The sequence below is a fragment of the Streptomyces sp. NPDC048295 genome, assembly GCF_040652135.1.
In the GTDB taxonomy this organism is placed as follows: Bacteria; Actinomycetota; Actinomycetes; order Streptomycetales; family Streptomycetaceae; genus Streptomyces.
Genome location: NZ_JBEZLL010000009.1, coordinates 298,835 through 317,492, shown reverse-complemented (window position 1 = coordinate 317,492; position 18,658 = coordinate 298,835). Strand labels below are relative to the sequence as shown.

Genomic DNA, 18,658 nt, shown 5'->3' with positions numbered 1-18,658 from the left:
AGTACGGGAGGTGATCCAGGCTGTTGTGGTCGACGGTCAGCCCTGCCTCGTACCCGGCCCAGATGCCTACCGAGTCGGTGTACTCGACTCCGGAGTCCCCACCCCGGATCCGCCGGCAGCCGCCGTGGTCCGTCAGCACCGTGATCCGTACGACGCCATCGGCTCGAAGCACCACGTGGGGACGTACGAGGCTGCGCGGCGGTGAAGGAAAGCAGAAGGCGCCCGGCCTGGAGTGCCGGGCGCGTCCGGTCCCGCCGTCGGACTGCGCGGCGTGCGATGGCAGTACGGCCGCGGCGGCGGCGCCGTGCACGCCCGCGCGGGCATCGGCCCGACCCTGCCGCGCGGCACATCCACCGCCGTCATGGGCCGGTCCGGCTCCGGCAGGTCCGCATTCCCGCAGTGCGCCGCCGGCCTCGACCGGGCGCCGGCGGGCAACGTCCGCCTCGGCGGCACGGAGATCACCGGCGTGGGCGGGACCATGCCCCAGGGGCTGTGCCGCTCGCCGTCACCTTCCCGGCGTGGGCGGCGCTCCGCGCCCGTGAGGGCTGCCCCGTCCCGGACGGCGGGGTCAGACGAGGTTGTCCTCGACCGTCAGGCCGAAGGCTCCACGGCCGTACATGGCGAGGGCGCGTTCCACGTCGTTGGCGACGTGGACGCTGCCCGCGTGGGCGTCGCGCCAGGCACGTTCGACGGGGTTGCCGCGACGCAGTGCGTTGCCGCCGGCGGTCTTGAAGAGCAGGTCGATCGCGGCGACGGCCCGTTCGGTGCCCCGGACCTGGTCGCGCCGGGCGCGCAGCCGCAGTTCCATCGGTATCTCCCGCCCGGCGGCGGCGAGTGCGGACAGTTCGCGCAGGTTCCGGTCCATCTGGAGCACGGTCGCGTCGATGTCGGAGGCGGCGCGGGCGATGGCGACCTGGGCGAACGGGTCGTCGGTGAAGCTGCCGCCTCCCAGGCTGAGCCGCACCCTTTCCTTCATCCGCGACACGTACGACGCGTAGCCGCCGGAGACGGCCCCGACCACCGGTGCGGTGACGGCGCTGGTGAAGATCGCGCCGAACGGCAGCCGGTACAGGGGCCCTGGATTGACCTGCTGTCCCGGTACCTTCAGCTGCGCCTGCTCGTAGTTGCGGAGCACTCGGTGGGCGGGCACGAAGGCCGACTCGACGAGGACGTCGTTGCTGGCGGTGCCGCGGAGCCCGACGACGTCCCACATGTCCTCGATGCGGTAGTCGGGCCGGGGCACCAGGACGGTGAGGAAGTCGACCGGCCGCCCCTGCGCCCCGACGACGAGGGCGCCGAGCAGCGCCCACGAGGCGTGCTCGCAGCCCGAGGAGAAGCTCCACCGGCCGGTGAGCCGGTAGCCGCCGTCCACCGGGGTCAGCCGGCCCACCGGGGCGTACGCCGAGGAGATCCGGGTGTCCTGGTCCTCACCCCATACGTCCTCCTGCGCCTGCTTCGGGAACAGACCCAGCTGCCAGGCATGCACACCCAGGACGGATGCCACCCAGCCCGTGGAGCAGCACACCGCGGAGACCTCCCGCACCACCTGGTAGAAGTCGACCGGATCCGCCTCCAGGCCGCCGTACCGGGCGGGCTGCAGCATCCGGAACACTCCCGCCGCGGCCAGCTCTCCGACCGTGGCTTCCGGGATGCGCCGTCGCTCGTCCGTGGCGACGGCCCGCTCCTCGATGGCCGGCAGCAGGGCGCGCACCGACTCCAGAACCTCGTTGCCCATGGTCCGTCCTCCATACGTTCCGTTGTGCGGGGTGAAGCGTGCCGGTCAGGCCGTCCGCAGAACGGCCTTGTCCACCTTGCCGGTGGCGCTGCGCGGAAGGGCCTCCAGCACCACCACCTCGCGGGGGACCTTGAAGTTGGCGAGCCGCTCACGGCAGTGGCCGACGAGATCGTCCGGCCCCGTCCCGGCGCCCGGCCGTACCGTCACGTACGCGCGCCCGACTTCTCCGAGACGGGCGTCCGGGACGCCGACCACGGCGGCCTCGGCGACCGCGTCGTGCGCGGTGAGCACCTGCTCGACCTCGGCCGGATAGACGTTGAAGCCGCCGACCACGAACATGTCCTTGGAGCGTCCGGTGATCACCAGGTTGCCGCGCGGGTCGAAGTGGCCGACGTCTCCGGTGTCCAGCCGCCCTTCGGCGTCGACGGCGGCCGCACTGGCCTCCGGATCGTCCAGGTAGCCGAGCATCACGTGATAGCCGCGCACCAGGATCCTGCCGTCCTGCCCGGCGGGCAGCGGACGCCCGCTGTCGTCGGCCACACGGACCTCGGTTCCGTCGATGGGGCGGCCGGCGGTCAGGGCGACCGTCTCGGCGTCGTCGTCCGCCGAGCAGACGGTGACCGTGCCACAGGTCTCGGTCAGTCCGTAGGCGGTCAGCACCTCGGGGAAGAGCTCGGCCCGCATCCGCCGTACGAGCGCGACGGGCACGACGGCGGCCCCGGTCACCGCGAGTCTGAGCGACGACAGGTCGAACCCGTCCCTGTCCGGGGCGTCCAGCAGTTCGGAGTAGATCGTGGGCGGCCCCGGCAGCACGGTGATGCGCTCGGCCTCGACGGCGCGCATGGCACGGTCCACGTCGAACACCGGTTGCAGCACCATCGTGGCGCCGCGCAGCAGGCACGCCAGCACACCGGCCTTGTAGCCGAAGCAGTGGAACATCGGATTGATGACCAGGTAGCGGTCGTCACCGCTCACCCCGGTCCGCCCGCTCCACGCCCAGTACGTACGGAGGTTCTGCCGGTGCGTCGTCAGGGCGCCCTTGGGGCGGCCGGTCGTGCCCGAGGTGAAGAGCAGGTCGCAGGGTTCGTCCGGGTCCACGGCCCCGGTCCGGGAGGTCACCTCGGTGTCCGGCAGGTGCGCCCCGCGATGCAGGAAGCCGTCCCACGGCAGGATGCCGGGGCGCTCGACGCCGTCCAGAGTCACCACGCTTTCCAGGGCGGGAAGTCCGGGCACCGGCGGGCCGTCCCCGCCGGGCTCCCCGCCCGCGCCCAGCATGGCGAGATAGTCCTTGCCCAGGAAGCCGTTGTCGACGAACAGCAGCCGCACCCCGCCGCGTTCCAGGAGCCAGCGAGCCTCGGCGCCCTTGTAGCGGGTGTTGACGGGGACCAGCACGGCCCCCGCCGAGGTGGCGGCGAGCGCGGCGATCACCCAGCGGTGGCCGTTGGGCGCCCAGACGGCGATCCGGTCGCCGGGCCGGACACCGAGGGCGATCAGCGACTTCACGGCCGCGTGCACCCGCTCGCACAACTGCGCCCAGCTCAGCCTGACATCGCCGTCCACGACGGCCTCCCGGCCGGGGTACCGGCGTGCGGCGAGGTCGAGGGCGCCGGGAATGGTGAGAGGGTGCTCGTTCTCGCTCATCTGTGCTCCGGGAGGGGAGGGCCCGTCCCCGGGATCCCGGGGACGGGCCGGACATCGGCGGTCGGTCAGGACGACGGCGGCAGGAGCCGCCGGGATGCCTCGTGGGCCGCGAGGGCCAGTTCGGCGCGGGGGAAGCCGCTGCGCTTCTCCGCCGCTCCGGCGTTGCCGCCGGCCACGAACACGGGTCCGTCGGCGAGGCGCTCCAGCCCCTCCCGGGCGACGTCGTCCGGCTCGGCGACCCGCAGTCCCGGCAGGTCCAGTCGCAGCCCGGCCCGCTCCATGGCGGGGGTCCTCGTCACACCGAGGACCAGCTCCAGGACGTGCACGCCGTACGGACGCAGTTCCAGCCACAGCCCCTCGGCGAACACCCGGCTGAACGCCTTGGCCGCCGAGTAGACGCTGATCTGCGCCTGGCCCAGGTAGCCGGAGAGCGAGCCGACGAGCATGATGCCGCCCCGGCCCCGGTCCTTCATCAGGGCCCCGAAGTGGTGGGTGAGGGCCAGTTGCGCGGTGATGTTCAGGTCCAGGACGCCCTGGACCCGGGCCAGTTCGCCGGTCACGAACTCGTGGCCGTAGCTGTTGGCTCCCGCGTTGAAGATCAGCAGGCCGACCTCGAGACCGTCGGTGACGGCCCGGACCGAGCCGAGGGCGCCGGGGGCGAGCAGGTCGAGTTCGAGAGTGCGGACCTCGACGCCCTTGGCGCGCACCAGGTCGGCGGTCTCCTTCAGCGGGCCGGGGCTGCGGGCGATCAGGACCAGGTTGATCCCGGCGTCCGCGAGCTGGTGGGCGAACGAGGCGCCGACCCCCTCCGACCCTCCGGCGACGACCGCCCACGGCCCGTACAGATTCTTGTCCAGCATCGGATGCCTCTCCTCGTTCCGGCCGGCGGTGCCGTGACCGTAGAGCGCGCCCCCGGGGCGGCGCCCCGGGGGATCCCACTGGCCGGGATGTCCCGGCCGGGCCGTGGTCAGCCGGCTTCGCCGGACCCCTGTGCCATGTGCCGGACGGCCAGCGAGGCGAAGACCATCGCCGTGCCGAGGGGGACGCCCGGTCCCGGATAGACCCGGCCCGTGAAGGACGCGCTGGTGTTTCCCGCCGCGTACAGGCCGGGCAGCGGGCGCCCCTGTGTGTCGAGGACGCGGGCATGGACGTCGGTGCGGAGTCCGCCCTTGGTGCCGAGGTCCGAGAGGACCAGCCGGGCCGCGTAGTACGGGGGCCGGTCGAGTGGGATCAGGCAGGGGTTGGGCCCCGGGGCGTTCTGGGTGCCGGCGAAGAACAGGTCGTAGGGGTCCTCGCCCCGGTGGTGGTCGATGTCCTCGCCATCGGCGGCGAAGCCGTTGAACCGGGCGACGGTCTCGGTCAGGGTTTCGGCGGGTACCCCTATGAGCGCGGCGAGCTCCGGCAGTGTGTCCGCCCGCACCCACGTGCCGGCCGCCAGGTGGGCCGCCGGATCGGCGGGAGGCACGGTGATGGCCGGCAGGGCGCCGCCCTCGCGGGAGTCGAAGATCAAGTGGACGGACGCATCCGCTCCCCCGGCGGCGGCGATGGCCCGGCCCATGCGGTCGTAGGGCAGTGACTCGTTGGCGAAGCGCCGTCCCGAACCGTCCACGGCGAGGCCGCCGCGCAGACCGAGGGTGAACGCGGCCGAACCGTCGGCCAGTTCGGTGCCGGGGCACCACCACGCCTCGTCCATCAGACCGGTCGCGGCGCCCGCGGCGACGGCGGCCTCCAGGACCTCTCCGGTGTTGGTCCCCCGCGGTGCCATGCTCCAGGCCGCCCTGCCCGGCACCTGGTGTCCGGCACGCAGGGCCTCGTCGCCCTCGAAGCCGCCCGCGGCCAGCAGCACACCGCGTCTGGCCCGCATCCGGACCCTGCCGTGCGGGGTCAGGACCTCGACTCCGGTGATCCGGCCGTCCTCGCTGACCAGCCCGATGACCTGGTGCTCGATGCGGACCAGCGCGTTCCCGGTGCGGGTGAGGGCGAGCAGGAGGCGGCCGATCAAGGCGCGGCCCTGGCTCAGCGGAGCGTCGGGGTGCCCCTTGCCAAGACGGTCCCGGTCGATCGCGGGGCGTACCAGCGGCAGCAGATCGCCGAGGAGCGCCGGTGCCAGTTCCAGCGGAACGAAGGAGCGGCCGGCGTCCATGCGGCCGGGAGCGGCGACGTAGTCGGGGAAGGGGCGCCATTCGAACTCGATGGCCGGGTCCGCCTCCAGCCGGGCCACCAGCTCGGGGGCGTGGCGCAGGAACGCTTCCCGGCGTTCGGCCTCCTCGTCACCGGTCAGGGCCCGCAGGTAGTTCCCGGCCGTGTCGGCGGAGTCGTCGAGGCCGGCGCGTTCCTGAACCTGGGTGCCGGGCAGCCAGACGGCCGCCCCGGAGTAGGCGGAGGTACCGCCGAGCAGCTTCGTCCGTTCCAGCACGACGGTGTCGAGTCCGTCCCCGGCGGCCGCCAGGGCCCCGGTCATCGCTCCCGCTCCCGACCCCACGACGATCACGTCGTGGGTGGCGTCCCAGTCCTGCCGGCCGTCCCGCATGGGGTGCTCCTCCTGCCGCTCGGTGGTGTGTGGTCCCAGCAGACCCCGCGCGGGGCGGCCGCGGCGGGCCCGGTCCCGCTGACCGGTACAGGGGGTGGGTGACGCCTGACGTGCGGCCGGTCCCGGCGTATTGTCTGCAGCAGTTGTCGCCACCATCGAGTTCCGGGAGGGAGCGCGTGCCCAGAATCGCCGAGGCCAGGCCGGGGGCCGAGCCGAGTTCGCCCCGGCAGCGCGCGCGCCGTCAGAGCATCCTGAAGGTTGCCGCGGACGCGGCCGCCGTGGCCGGGCTGGAGCGGGTCCAGATGCAGGAGGTGGCCAAGTCCGCGGGGGTGGCGCTCGGGACGCTGTACCGGTATTTCCCGTCCAAGACCCATCTGTTCACCGCGCTGATGGCCGAACAGATCGAGGAGTTCGCGGCCCGGGTGCCCGAACGCGCGGCGGGCACCTCGCCCGAGGACGCCGTCTTCGAGACCCTGCGGAGCGCCACCCGTAATCTGCTGCGCCGGCCCGCGCTGGCCACCGCGATGATCCACTCGGCGAACACCGCGCGCGCCTCGACCGTGCCGGACCTGGCCCGGATCGATTCGGGTTTCCTGGACCTGCTGCTGCGGGCCTGGGAGGTGGAGCAGCCCACGGAACACCACATCGCCCGGCTGCGGCTGCTGATCCTTCTGTGGTACGGGGTCCTGCAGGCCCGGCTCAACGAGCGGCTCAGCCCGCAGAAGGCCGAGGGCGATCTGCACACGGCCTGCCACTTGCTGCTCGCGCCCGGGCCTGACGCCGGCTGACCCGGCCGGTGTCCGTGCACCGGCCGGGTCAGCAGCCGGTTCAGGGGGTCTGCTGCGTCCCCGTCGTGTCGAGCGCTGCGATGCCGTACGCGGCGTAGGTGCGGTGCGGGTCGCGGCCGCGGAAGTACCCCGTCAGCTGCTCGTCGAGCTCCGCCGGGGTGAAGGTGCCGTCCGCGGCCGTGAACTTCTTCTCCACGGTGGGCGGGGCGAGCAGGGCGACCATGTCGCCGTAGACGACGAAGACCTGCCCGTTGATCTCGTCGGCGGCCGGTGACGCCAGGTGCCCGACCAGGGTGGCGACGCGCTCGGGAGCCATGATGTCGAGGCCGCCCGGCGCGGTCGCGCCCTCGCCGAAGGCGTCGGCGGTCATGGCGGTGCGGGCCCGGGGGCAGATCGCGTTGGCGCGCACTCCGTAGCGGCCCAGGCCCTGCGCGGTGGCCAGGGTCAGCGCGGTGATTCCGGCCTTGGCGGCGGAGTAGTTCGGCTGGCCGGCCGAGCCGAACAGGAAGGCCTCGGAGGAGGTGTTGACGACGCGGCCGTAGACCGGGGCGCCGGTTGCCTTGCTCGTCGCGCGCCAGTGCACGGCCGCGGCGCGGGATACGGCGGCGTGGCCCTTGAGGTGGATCCGGATGACGTCGTCCCAGTCGGACTCCGTGAGGTTGAACAGCATCTTGTCGCGGAGGACGCCCGCGTTGTTGACGACGATGTCCAGGCCGCCGAAGCTCTCCACGGCGGCCCGCACCAGCCTGTCGCCCATGGACCAGTCGCCGACGTCACCGGTCACCGCCAGGGCCCCCGCGCCGAGGGCCTTGATCTCGGCGGCCACGTCGTCGGCCGCCGGGCCGATGTCGTTCACCACCACGTTGGCGCCGAGCGCCGCGAGTGCCAGTGCCTCGGCGCGGCCCAGACCCGCTCCGGCACCGGTGACGACGGCGGTGCGCCCCTCCAGGGTCTTCTCCGAGGGGGTGTGCGTCGCGCTCATGCTGCCTCATTCCGTGTTGCGTCGATCCGCTGGATACGCGGGCGCACCCCGGGAGTTGTCGCCGGGGTGCGCCACGCACACGAAACTAGTATTGATTTCAGTTTTTGGTCGGGTGCTGTCCCGTTGAGTGGACGAAGCCGACGGAGACGGATCCGAGACCCTCGAATTCGGCCCGGTAGGTCTCCCCGGGCCTCACGTCGACGGCCTTGGTGCACGAACCCGGCAGGATCACGTGTCCGGCCTCCAGCCGCACCCCGAAGGACGCGACCTTGCGGGCCAGCCACGCGACGGCCTCGGTGGGGTCGCCTAGCACCGCGCTGGTGTTGCCCCGGGCGATCTCCGCACCGTCCCGGTACAGGACGGCGTCGATGTCGGCCGGGTTCAGCCCACCGGGCCGCACCCGTGCCGAGCCGAGGATCACCCCGGCGGACGACGCGTTGTCGGCGATGGTGTCGGCGAGCCCGATGCGCCAGTCCTTGATCCGGCTGTCGATGAGTTCGAGGCTCGGGACGATGTACTCGGTCGCCGCGAGGACGTCCTCGGTGGTGCACCCCTCCCCCGGCAGGCTCCGGCCGAGTACGTATCCGATCTCGACCTCGATCCGGGGGCAGCAGTAGCGGTCGGCCGCGACGGGTGCCCCCTCGGGCAGCACCATGTCGGAGAGCAGATGGCCGTAGTCCGGCTCGTCGACGCCCATCATCTGCTGCATGACCTTCGAGGAGAGGCCGACCTTGTGTCCGTGGACGGTGCGGCCCTGTGCCAGCTGCCGGCGGATGTTGATCAGCTGGATCTCGTAGGCGTCGTCGGCGTCGACACCCGGCCAGGTCGCGGAGAGCGGCTCCAGCGGACTGCGGTCCTGCTGAGCGGTCCACAGCGCCGCGGCGGCCTCGGCGCGCTGCGCGGGTTCAAGCATCGGTGTTCTCCGTCCGGTCGGGGGTGGTGCGGAATCGGGCCCGGCCTCCGGTGAGCACCGCACGGCCGTCGTCGGCCGATGCCTCGAAGCGCACGGCCGGGTCACCGGGGTTGTCCGGGCCGGGGGCCTCGGTCCAGCCGGCCAGGCCGAGCCGGTCGCCGGGGAACGCCGGTGCGGCGAACCGGGCCTCCAGCTCCACCAGTTCGGCCGGGTGCACACCGAGGGCCCCGGCCAGGGGCAGCAGGCTCGCGGCGAGCGTGCACAGCCCGTGCAGGAAAGGCCGGTCCGTCCCCGCCGCCTTCGCCGCCTCCGGGTCGATGTGCATGGCGTGCCGGTCGCCGAGCAGCCGGTAGAAGGCCGCCTGCCGGGCGTGCGTGGCCACGGTCAGGGCGTGTTCGGCCGGCCGGTCCGGTCGGCGCGGGGCGGACGGGCCGCGTTCGCCGCCGAAGCCTCCGCAGCCCGGCGCGAAGACCGACCAGGTGGCCGTGAAACGGTCGCAGGACACCTCGACGTCGAAGACGGCGGCGGCTCCCTTGTCCCGGACCGCGGAGACCCGTGCCGTGGTGGTCAGCTCACCGCTCGGCTCCAACGGGCTTCGTACGAGCAGGCGTTGGCTTCCGTGAACGGCCGTGGTGATGTCGAAGGCGCCGAGTGCTCCGAGCGCGTCGGGCGCCCACTGGGCCAGGGTCAGTGCGAAGGTGGGCAGTACCCGCAGCCGCTCCTCGTACACGAGGTCGAGCCGGTCGGCCGGGGCGCCGACCGCGAGCGCGTACAGGATCGCGTCCCGCTCGGTCCAGGAGACGGTGCGGGTGCCGAGTTCGCGGCCCTGCCACGGGGACATGGTCATCGGCCGGCTCCCAGGATCAGTCCGCTGGTGGGCACTCCGGTGCCGGCGGTGACGATCACGTGGTCGGCCCTGTCCGGCTGGTTCACCGACGTGCCGCGGACCAGCCGGACCCCCTCGGCGATGCCGTTCATGCCGTGCAGATACGCCTCGCCGAGCTGTCCGCCGTGGGTGTTGAACGGGAGCCGGCCGCCGAGCTCCAGGTGGCCGTCGGCGATGAAGTCCTTCGCCTCGCCGGGCTCGCAGAAGCCCAGTTCCTCCAGTTGCGGAAGGACCAGCGGGGTGAAGTGGTCGTAGAGGACGGCCGCGTCGATGTCGTCGGGGCCGAGACCGCTCTGCTCGTACAACTGCCGTCCGACCAGACCCATTTCGGGGATCCCGGTGATCTTCGGCCGGTAGTAGCTGGTCATCATGTGCTGGTCGGCGCCGAGCCCCTGGGCCGCCGATCGGATCACCGCGGGCGGGTGCGGCAGATCGCGGGCGCGTTCGGCGGAGACGATCACCAGTGCCTGGCCGCCGTCGGTCTCCTGGCAGCAGTCCAGCAGCCGCAGCGGCTCGGCGATCCAGCGGGAGTCGCGGTGGTCCTGGAGCGTGATGGGACGGCCGTGGAACCAGGCGGCCGGATTGTTCGCGGCGTGCTTGCGGTCCACCACGGCGACCCTGCCGAAGTCGTCCGTGGTGGCGCCGTATTCGTGCAGATAGCGTCGGGCGAACATGGCCACCCACTGGGCGGGGGTGCTCAGCCCGAAGGGGGTCATCCAGGCGTACGCCGCCCGGTCGGCGGTGGTGTCCATGGGGCGGGCCGCCTGCCCGAGCCCGTACCGCTCGCCGGAGCGCTCGTTGAACGCCCGGTAGCAGACGACCACGTCGGCGATCCCGGTGGCCACGGCCATGGCCGCCTGCTGCACGGTGGCGCAGCCGGCTCCGCCGCCGTACCCGATACGGGAGAAGAACGTGAGCTCGCCCATTCCGGTGTTGCGGGCCACGTGGATCTCGGCGTTGGTCTCCGCGGTGAAGGTGACCAGCCCGTCGACGTCACAGGGCTTCAGTCCCGCGTCCGCGAGGGCGGCGAGCACGGCCTCGCAGGCGAGCTGGAGTTCGCTGCGCCCGGAGTTCTTGGAGAATTCGGTGGCGCCGATACCGACCACGGCCGCGGCCCCCGACAGCGGTCCGTTTCGCGTGGTCGCCGTACTCATCGGGCCTCCCCGGGCAGTTGTACCGACACGGTCCCGAGGACATGGGTGCCCAGGCCGTTGGTGCCCTTGACGGCGATGTCGACGCGGCGACCGGCGTCGGACTTCGCGGTGACCGTGCCGGTGAGGACCATGGTGTCGCCGGGGTGGTTGGGGGCGCCGAGCCGGATCCGGATGGCCTTGACGACGGATGCGGGTCCGGCCCAGCCGGTGATGTACCGGTCGACGAGGCCGTTGCTGGTCAGGATGTTCATGAAGATGTCCTCGGAGCCGCGTTCCCGGGCCAGTGCGGGGTCGTGGTGCACGTCCTGGTAGTCGCGGCTCGCGAGGGCGGTGGCGACGATCAGGGTGCGGGTGACGGGGATCGGCAACTCGGGAAGTACGTCGCCGACGGCGACCGAGTCGTAGGTGCGGGACGGCGGGAGGGTGCCCCGGTGCGGGGTCATGAGGCCTCCGCCGCACCGGTCAGAAGGGCTCCGAGGCGTTCGAGGTCGGCGCCCGCGCCGCCCAGAGTGGTGGAGATCTGCTTGCCCCACAGGAAGTGGCGGTGCACCGGGTAGTCGGTGTCGACGCCGATGCCGCCGTGCACGTGCTGGACCCGGTGCACGGTGTTCAGGCCTCCTTCGGTCGCCCACCACTTGGCGACCAGCGCGGCCCGGTCGGCGCCCCCCTCGTCGAAGGGCTCCGACAGTGCGTCCACCGCCTGCCACAGCGTGACCCGCATCGCCTCGATGTCGATGTAGCAGTCGGCGAGCTGGTGCTGCACGGCCTGGAAGGTGGCGAGCGGGCGGCCGAACTGCTCGCGCTCGCGCAGGTGCCCCGCCGCGTGGCCCAGCGCCCCGTCGGCCACGCCGGCCTGGACGGCGGCCAGAGCGACAAAGGCGCTCCGCACGAGGTGCGCGGCGGCCCCGTCGCCCGGAGTGCCGACGGGCTCGGCCGGAGCGTCGTGCAGGGTGAGGTGGGCACTCATGTCATGGCTGGTCGTCTCGGCGTACTCCCATGTGACGCCCGTGGCGTCCGAGGCGACCAGGAAGAGGCCGGGCCCGGCACCGGTCGAGGCCGTCACCAGCACGTGGCGCGCACCGGCGGGCGCGGGCACCACGGCCTTGACCCCACCGATGCGCCATCCCGGTCCCTCGGCGACCGCGGCCGCGCGGGGCGTCAGGGGGTCCGCGGGGCCGAACTCCTCCAGGGCGACGGTCAGCCGGCCCGTGCCGTCCATGAGGTCCGGCAGCAGGTGCGCCCGCTGCGCTCCGGTGCCGTACGCGGCGACGGTGAGCGCGCCGGTCAGCGCGGGCCACAGCGGCACCGGGGCCACACGCCGCCCCTGTTCCTCCAGGAGGACGCAGAGCCCGGCCATGCCGAGTCCCGCCCCGCCGTCCTGTTCGGGCAGGACGGCCGCGAGCAGCCCGGCCGCGGCGAGGTCGGCCCACAGCTGTTCGTCGACCCGGCTCTCCGAGGTCTCGACCTCACGCAGTCGCTCCGGCGTGACGCGGTCGGTGAGGATCTCGCGCGCCAGGTCACGGACTGCTTCGAGCTCTTCTCCCAGGGAGAAATCCATCAGGGCGCCTCCGTCGGGGCTGGCCGGAACACCGGCAGGGTCAGATCGGGGTCGGCGTCGAGCCAGTCGAGGACCACGGGCATGCCGATGGTGACCTCGTCGGGGGCGACGCCTGTCAGGTTGGTGATGAGCCGGGTGCCTTCGGCGAGTGCGACAACGGCGACGAGGTAGGGCGAGCCGAAGCCCGGGTGCCGCGGATGGTGGTTCACGGCGAAGCTGTAGACGTGGCCGTGGCCGGCCGCCTCGACGGTGTCCCACTCCAGCGAGCCGCACTCGGGGCAGCACGGGCCCGGGGGGTGACGCAGTACGGAGCAGGCGGCGCAGCGCTGGATGAGCAGCCGGTGCTGCCGCGCGCCCTCGAAGAAGAACGCGTTGTCACGGTTGACCGCGGGGCGCGGTCGCAGAGCGGGGGCGGGGGCCGGTGCCTCTGCGGGCGCGGGCCGGAACCTCAGAGTCCGCCACCGCTGGGTGGCCACGGTCTCGCCGTGCTGGTCGGTGTAGGTCTTGAGAGTGGTGACGAACCGTCCGGTGCCGAGGCCGGTCCTCTTCTCCGCCGAGACCGACTCGACGCTCTCGCGTACGGCGATGTGGTCGCCCGGTTCCAGTTCCCGCAGGAAGGTGAACTCGGAGTCGGTCGCCACCACGGAGGTGTAGCCACCCTCGTCGAGGAGGGCGACCAGTTCGTCGAAGCCGTCCGGGCCACCGGCCCGCGGGGCGACGGTGGCGGCGTAACCGCGCATCGTCCATGCCTGGACCATCGACGCGGGTGCCACCACGGTGCGCCGGCCGGTGGCCCGGGCAGCCTCGGCGTCGGTGTACACCGGGTTGGTGTCCCCCATCGCCTCGGCCCAGTGCCGGATCATCGGCTGGTTGACCGGGTCCTGTGCCGGTGTGGAGGCGCGCAGTTCGCGCCCGGTGAAGGCCCGCAGCCGCTCCTCGTACCCCTCCTGCGGCTGCTCCTCTGCCTCCCGCCGGGACGGCTCGCCCCGCCCGGTCATGCGCCACGCCCCTTGCGCGGCAGCCCGAGCCCCTGGGTGGCGACCATGTCGCGCAGGATCTCGTTGACGCCGCCGCCGAAGGTGTTCACGATGCCCTGGCGGGAGAGCTGTTCGATCTGCCCCGCGAGGGCGGCACCCGGCGACTCGGGCCGGATACGGCCTGCGGCACCGAGGATCTGGGTCAGCCCGCGCTGGACGTCGATGTGGGTCTCGGTGCCGTACGCCTTCGCGGCGCCCGCGTCGGCGCCGGTCAGCGCGTCGCGGGCGACGGCGGATGTCATCTTCCAGTTCATCAGCCGCATCGCCTCCAGCCGGGCGTACGTACGCGCGAACTCCTGCCGCACCCAGGGGATGTCGGCCGTGCCGTTCTCCCGGGCCCGGTCCAGGACTTGTTCCCACAGCTGGATCATCCGGCCGCCGAGGGCGGCGAGTCCGATGCGTTCATGGTTCAGCTGGGCGGTGATCAGCCGCCAGCCGCCGTCCACGTCGCCGACCACGTCGGCGGCCGGAACACGCACTCCGCTGTAGTACGTCGCGGTGACGACCATGCCGCCGACGGTGCGGATGGGGCTCCAGGAGAAGCCGTCGTCGGCGGTGGGCACGATCAGGATGGAGATGCCCTTGTGCTTGGGGGCATCCGGGTCTGTGCGGGCGGCGAGCCACACGTAGTCGGCGGTGTTGGCGCCGCTGGTGAAGATCTTGCTGCCGTCGACGACGTACGTGTCGCCGTCCCGGACCGCGCGGGTGGTCAGCGAGGCGAGGTCGGTGCCGGCTCCGGGCTCCGTGTAGCCGATCGCGAACACGATGTCGCCGGAGAGGATGCCGGGCAGGAACCGCTTCCTGTGTTCCTCGGAGCCGTACGCCATCAAGGTCGGGCCGACGGTGTTGACCGTGACGAACGGGAAGGGCAGGCCGGCCCGTTGGACCTCGTCGAAGAAGACGTACTGGTCCTCGACCGAGCGGCCCTGGCCGCCGTACTCGGTGGGCCAGCCGATGCCCAGCCAGCCGTCGGAGCCCAGCCGTTTGACGACCTCGCGGAAGCGGTCGCCGCCCACGCCCTCCTCGCCGACGCGACGGCGTTCGTCCTCGGGCATCAGGCCCGAGAAGTACGCCCGCAGTTCCCGCCGCAGCTCCTGGTGCGCGGCGCTCTCGCGCAGTTGCATGTGTGGTTCTCCTCGGTTGTCGCCGCGGTGGTCGTCGCAGGGAGTGGTGCTGATGGCCCCTCAGGGAAGAAAACGTCCGCGCCCGTTGGCCAGGAACTCGCCGCGCAGGGCGGCCTTGTCCTCGTCGGTCATCGGCGTGTACGCGGGCCGGCCCCGGCCGGCCCAGCGGTACACCGGGTCGCCGGTGCGCCAGCCGTCGAGTTGCATCTCCTTCTTGCGCAGCTTGTTGGAGCCGGTGGTCGGCAGCGCGTGCGAGACGCGGACGAAGCGGGGGGCTCCCTTGGTGCCCAGGTCCTCCTGGCGGTCCAGGAAGCCGGGCAGGTCCAGGTCCTCGAAGCGGGTCCCGGCGGCGATCTCGACGGCGGCCATGACCTGGTCTCCCGAGCGCGGGTCGGGTACACCGAAGACTCCGGCGGCGACGACCCCGGGGTGCCTGCGCAGGATGCGTTCGGTGAGCAGGGCGGATATGTTCTCGCCGTCGACGCGGATCCAGTCGCCGGAGCGGCCCGCGAAGTAGAAGTAGCCGGCCTCGTCGACGTATCCGAGGTCTCCGGTCCAGTACCAGCCGTGCCGGACGCGTTCGGCGTTCGCCGCCTCGTTGTTGTAGTAGCCCTCGAAGCGGGCGGCGCCCTCGGTGTCGACGATCTCCCCGATGGCCTCCTCCGGGTTGCGCACCCGGCCGTAGGAGTCGAGTACGGCGGGCGGGCAGGTGGTCCGGTCCGTGGGATGCACGATGCGGACGCCGTCGCGGGCCGGCCTGCCGAGCGCGCCCGTGGGTGCGTCGGGGACCCGCTTGAGCATGCCGGCTCCCTCGCTGGAGCCGTATCCCTCGATGAGACGGCAGCCGAAGCGCTCCCGGAACCGGGCCACGTCCTCGGGCGATGCCTCGGTGCCGAAGGCGTGGGTGAGCCGGTTGTCGGCGTCCTGAGCGGTCTCCGGGCGGGCCAGGACATAGCCGATCGCCTTGCCGACGTAGGTGAAGAAGGTGGCCCCGAAGTACCGCACGTCCGGGAGGAATCCGGAGGCGGAGAACGAGGGGGTGAGGGCGATGGTGGCGCCCGCGCTGAGGGCGGGGGCCCACAGCGCCATCAGGGCGTTGCCGTGGAACAGCGGCATCGGGCAGTAGCAGGTGTCCTTGCGGGTGATGTCGTACTTGGCGCTGTTGGAGAAGCCGAGCGCGGCGAGCCGGCCCTGCGAGCAGATCGCCGCCTTCGACGTGCCGGTGGTGCCGGAGGTCAGGAGCAGCAGCATCCGTGTGGCGGCGGTGACGTCGGGGGCGCGCGCGGGAAGACGGTCGTGTGCGGCCAAGCCGGACGCGTACTCCGGAGTGCCGACGACGAGGAAGCGGTCGCGGTCCACCCCCACGTCCAGACCTTCCAGCAGGGTGAGTCCCGCCTCGTCGGTGATGATCAACTGGCAGTCCGTGTGGCGTACTTCGCGCTCCAGTTCGGCGCCGCCGCGGGTCGGGTTGATACCGACGACGGCCGCGCCGGCGAGGGCGGCGGCCCCCAGCCAGAAGACGTATTCGGGTACGTTCTCCAGGAGTACGCCGATGTGGAACGGCCCGTCGGTACGCAGTTTCCCGGCCCAGGCGGCGCGGGCCGCGCTCTCCTCGACCACTTCTCCCCAGGTCCAGGACCTGTCACGGGTCAGCAGGCCCGGGTGGTCGTCCCCGGTCCGGGCGAGCAGCAGGTCGGCAATCGTCTCGTGTGGCAACGTCGGTCCCTCTCACCCGGTGGCCGGGTCTGCCGGTGTCGGTACGGGGGCGGACCGCGCGGCGCTCCCGTGGTGATCGCGGCGCGGTTCATGGTGGTTGCCGCCGCGGTGCGTTTCATGGCGGACGTGACGCCCGCGGGGTCGCGGAGGCGGAAACGGCGGCGCGGCCGGATCCGGTCCGGGCCGCGCCGGTGGCGAGGCTAGCCGCGGGCGGGACGGCCCGGTCCGGACGGTCCCGCTGACCGGGAGGGCTGCCGGGCGGGGGCGGTCCCGCCCGGTCATCCGAAGTTGGCCTGGCCGCCGTCGAGGGGCACCGTGGCGCCCGTCAGGTAACGAGCGTCCGGACCGCACAGCATCACCACTGCGCGGCCGATGTCCTGCTCGCAGTCGCCGACGTATCCGAGGGGGATGGACGCGCAGAATTCGGCGGCCTCCTCCGGATGGGCGGCCTGCCAGCCCGCGTAGGCGGGTGACGCCGCGTGCGGGGCGATCGCGTTGACCCGGATGCCGTCGCGGCCCCATTCGTTGGCCGCGGCCCTGGTCAGCGAGCGCAGGGCGGACTTCGCCGCCGCGTAGGCCCCGTACGTGCTCAGGTCCCAGCGGACCATGGCGGACGTGACGAGGTTGATGACGCACCCGCCGCCGTTGCGCTTCAGGTGCGGATGCGCGGCCTTCATGAAGGCGAACGCGGCGAACGGGCCGCTGTCGAAGCCCCTTCGGAACTGCTCGTCGCTCAGCGAGAGAAGCGGTCCGTAGCATCCGGTGTAGGCGTTGTTGACCAGGATGTCGATGCCACCGAAGCACTCGGCGACATCCTCCACGACGGAGGGGATCCGGTCCGTGTCGAGTACGTCGAGAACGAACGGCTCGGCCTTCACCACGCCCCGTTCGCGCAGCAGCTCGCAGGTCGCTTCCAGCTTCGCTGCGGTCCGCCCGAGTACGGCCACCGAGGCTCCTTCGGAGGCGAGGGCCAGAGCGATGCCCTGGCCGACGCCCTGGCCGGCACCGCTGATCACCGCGACCTTGCCTTCGAGGGTTCCCATCGTTTCGGTCTCCCTCAACTCGGCCTGGGCAGTTGCTTGTCGATGAACAGACCAGCTGCGGTGACGCAGACGTGGCCGCCGGCCCGGATCTCGCCGACCGTACGGATCCGCGAACCGTCCACGGAGATCTGGCGGCCGGTGACCGTCAGCGGCTCGAACAGCGGGGTGGGCCGCAGATAGCGCAGGGTCAGTTCCGCGGTCATGCCCGAGAGGCCGCCCCAGTGGTTGGCCACGCCCAGCGTGTGGTCGAGGAGCAGCGCCGAGATCCCGCCGTGCACATGACCGGGCGGACCCTGGTAGGGCAGGCCGAGCGTGACGACTCCTTCGACGGAGCCGTCCTCCTTGCCGTGCAGGTGCAGCGGCGGTGCGAGGGCGTTCTCCGGGCCGGTGACGGGGTCGTGCCGGGTGATGCCCTCGCCGCGCCACATCTCGGCGAGGCGTGTCTCCATGGAGGACGCCTTCTCGGTGAGTCCGTCGGCGACGGCGTCGAGCCGGGCGGCGATCCCGTTCATGTCGGCGCCGGTGCCGTCGCCGGCGCGCAGCAGGGCGGTGACCACCCGGCGGGCCGCGTCGACCGCCGCGTCGACACCGTCCTTGTGCGGTTCGGCGACCAGGCGGGGGCCGGTGACCGCAGTGGTGCTCTCGTCGCAGGGGATGCTCACGCCGTCACCGTCGCCGTCGCGTGGGTGAGCACGGGCGCGCCCTCGCGCTCGGGGCAGGCCGCGTGCAGCACGAGTTGCTCCGTGCCGTCGGCGGCCGGTCCCGCGCGCCATACGGAGGTGGCGAGGGACTCGCCGGGGAGGAGGAGTCCGGCGAAGCGCACGGTGAGGCCCGTGAGCCGGGTGACGTCGCCGTCGAGGACGCCGTCGACCAGGGCCTTGCAGACGAGGCCGTACGAGGCGAGCCCGTGCAGGATCGGCCGGTCGAAGCCGGCCGCCCGCGCGAAGGCCGGGTCGGCGTGGAGCGGGTTGAGGTCACCGTTGAGCCGGTACCACAGGGCCTGCTGGGGGGTGGTGACGGAGGTGAGCACGGTGTCGGCGGGGCGGTCCGGAGCGGTCCAGTCCTCCGACGGGCCCGGCTCGCCCCCGAAGCCGCCCTCGCCGCGCGCCCAGATGCGGGTGGTGGACGTCCACAGCTGCTCGCCGTCGGGCCCCGTGGCCGTGGACTCCAGGACGATGAGTGCGGCTCTGCCCTTGTCCCACAGCTCGGCGACACGCGAGCTGAGCGTGGCGGTGCCCGATGCCGGCAGGGGGCGGTGGACCTGCAGGCCCTGGCCTGCGTGGAGCACGGCCCGCAGGTCGATGTCGATGCCGGGAAGGTGGAAGCCCGGTGGGCCGGACTCGCCGGCGGAGATGCCGTCACCGGCGACCATGGCGAAGGTCGGCAGCACGCCGAGGCCGTTCTCGTAGGTCAGGTGCAGCTCGGGACCGGTGGTCGCGTCGGCGCCGGCGCCCAGGCTCAGGTGGTAGAGCAGCACGTCGCGGGTGGTCCAGTGGATCTCGCGGACGGACGGGTCCGCGGTCAGGGCCTTGTCGCGGTCGATGGGCATGG

The 18,658-nt window shown here is 72.6% G+C and carries 17 protein-coding genes and 1 pseudogene; 2 read left to right on the top strand and 16 right to left on the bottom strand.

Features of this window, described 5'->3' with window-relative positions:
* Positions 1-232: 232 nt before the first annotated feature.
* Positions 233-469 (top strand): annotated as a pseudogene (locus tag AB0D53_RS16795) (ABC transporter ATP-binding protein); the annotation flags it as partial.
* Between the two features lie 99 nt (positions 470-568).
* Here AB0D53_RS16795 and hsaA read toward each other — a convergent pair.
* From hsaA to AB0D53_RS16775, 4 genes are all read right to left on the bottom strand, one after another.
* Complete coding sequence (hsaA, locus tag AB0D53_RS16790; RefSeq protein WP_362446407.1) at positions 569-1,735, bottom strand: 3-hydroxy-9,10-secoandrosta-1,3,5(10)-triene-9,17-dione monooxygenase oxygenase subunit; 1,167 nt, start codon at positions 1,733-1,735, stop codon at positions 569-571.
* Positions 1,736-1,780: 45 nt separating this feature from the next.
* Positions 1,781-3,376, bottom strand: coding sequence for a FadD3 family acyl-CoA ligase (locus tag AB0D53_RS16785; protein WP_362446404.1), 1,596 nt, complete (start codon positions 3,374-3,376; stop codon positions 1,781-1,783).
* A gap of 65 nt (positions 3,377-3,441) precedes the next feature.
* The gene (locus tag AB0D53_RS16780) at positions 3,442-4,236 is read right to left on the bottom strand and encodes an SDR family NAD(P)-dependent oxidoreductase (protein WP_362446401.1); all 795 of its coding nucleotides are present in this window, start codon (positions 4,234-4,236) and stop codon (positions 3,442-3,444) included.
* 107 nt (positions 4,237-4,343) lie between these two features.
* A complete protein-coding gene (locus tag AB0D53_RS16775) occupies positions 4,344-5,906 on the bottom strand; it encodes an FAD-dependent oxidoreductase (RefSeq protein WP_362446398.1) in 1,563 nt (520 codons plus the stop codon).
* Between the two features lie 176 nt (positions 5,907-6,082).
* Here AB0D53_RS16775 and AB0D53_RS16770 point away from each other — a divergent pair, with 176 nt between their 5' ends.
* Positions 6,083-6,694 carry a TetR family transcriptional regulator gene (locus AB0D53_RS16770; RefSeq protein ID WP_362446395.1) on the top strand — a complete coding sequence of 204 codons (612 nt, stop codon included), beginning with the start codon at positions 6,083-6,085 and terminating at the stop codon, positions 6,692-6,694.
* Positions 6,695-6,734: 40 nt separating this feature from the next.
* On the opposite strand, the gene AB0D53_RS16765 is transcribed toward AB0D53_RS16770, so the two are convergent.
* The 12 genes from AB0D53_RS16765 to AB0D53_RS16710 all read right to left on the bottom strand — a co-directional run bounded on the left by AB0D53_RS16765 (position 6,735) and on the right by AB0D53_RS16710 (position 18,656).
* The gene (locus AB0D53_RS16765) at positions 6,735-7,676 is read right to left on the bottom strand and encodes a 3-oxoacyl-ACP reductase (RefSeq protein WP_362446392.1); all 942 of its coding nucleotides are present in this window, start codon (positions 7,674-7,676) and stop codon (positions 6,735-6,737) included.
* A gap of 97 nt (positions 7,677-7,773) precedes the next feature.
* On the bottom strand, positions 7,774-8,589 hold the full coding sequence (locus tag AB0D53_RS16760; protein ID WP_362446389.1) for a 2-keto-4-pentenoate hydratase: 816 nt from the start codon (positions 8,587-8,589) through the stop codon (positions 7,774-7,776).
* Positions 8,582-9,436: a MaoC/PaaZ C-terminal domain-containing protein gene (locus AB0D53_RS16755; protein ID WP_362446386.1), complete on the bottom strand. Its 855-nt coding sequence runs from the start codon at positions 9,434-9,436 to the stop codon at positions 8,582-8,584. The genes AB0D53_RS16760 and AB0D53_RS16755 overlap by 8 nt, the downstream gene beginning before the upstream one ends.
* Positions 9,433-10,629 (bottom strand): lipid-transfer protein, encoded by a 1,197-nt coding sequence (locus AB0D53_RS16750; RefSeq protein ID WP_362446383.1) that lies wholly within the window; start codon positions 10,627-10,629, stop codon positions 9,433-9,435. The genes AB0D53_RS16755 and AB0D53_RS16750 overlap by 4 nt, the downstream gene beginning before the upstream one ends.
* A complete protein-coding gene (locus tag AB0D53_RS16745) occupies positions 10,626-11,072 on the bottom strand; it encodes a MaoC family dehydratase (protein ID WP_362446380.1) in 447 nt (148 codons plus the stop codon). Before AB0D53_RS16745 ends, AB0D53_RS16750 begins: the two co-directional genes overlap by 4 nt.
* Positions 11,069-12,187 carry an acyl-CoA dehydrogenase gene (locus tag AB0D53_RS16740; RefSeq protein WP_362446377.1) on the bottom strand — a complete coding sequence of 373 codons (1,119 nt, stop codon included), beginning with the start codon at positions 12,185-12,187 and terminating at the stop codon, positions 11,069-11,071. The genes AB0D53_RS16745 and AB0D53_RS16740 overlap by 4 nt, the downstream gene beginning before the upstream one ends.
* Positions 12,187-13,185, bottom strand: coding sequence for a MaoC family dehydratase N-terminal domain-containing protein (locus AB0D53_RS16735; protein WP_362446374.1), 999 nt, complete (start codon positions 13,183-13,185; stop codon positions 12,187-12,189). Before AB0D53_RS16735 ends, AB0D53_RS16740 begins: the two co-directional genes overlap by 1 nt.
* Positions 13,182-14,348, bottom strand: coding sequence for an acyl-CoA dehydrogenase family protein (locus tag AB0D53_RS16730; RefSeq protein WP_362446371.1), 1,167 nt, complete (start codon positions 14,346-14,348; stop codon positions 13,182-13,184). Before AB0D53_RS16730 ends, AB0D53_RS16735 begins: the two co-directional genes overlap by 4 nt.
* Before the next feature lie 60 nt (positions 14,349-14,408).
* Positions 14,409-16,064, bottom strand: coding sequence for an AMP-binding protein (locus AB0D53_RS16725; RefSeq protein ID WP_362446368.1), 1,656 nt, complete (start codon positions 16,062-16,064; stop codon positions 14,409-14,411).
* Between the two features lie 278 nt (positions 16,065-16,342).
* A complete protein-coding gene (locus AB0D53_RS16720; protein ID WP_362446365.1) occupies positions 16,343-17,107 on the bottom strand; it encodes an SDR family oxidoreductase in 765 nt (254 codons plus the stop codon).
* A 14-nt stretch (positions 17,108-17,121) separates the two neighbouring features.
* Positions 17,122-17,769: a PaaI family thioesterase gene (locus tag AB0D53_RS16715; RefSeq protein WP_362446362.1), complete on the bottom strand. Its 648-nt coding sequence runs from the start codon at positions 17,767-17,769 to the stop codon at positions 17,122-17,124.
* A complete protein-coding gene (locus tag AB0D53_RS16710; RefSeq protein ID WP_362446359.1) occupies positions 17,766-18,656 on the bottom strand; it encodes a MaoC/PaaZ C-terminal domain-containing protein in 891 nt (296 codons plus the stop codon). Before AB0D53_RS16710 ends, AB0D53_RS16715 begins: the two co-directional genes overlap by 4 nt.
* Positions 18,657-18,658 lie beyond the last annotated feature (2 nt).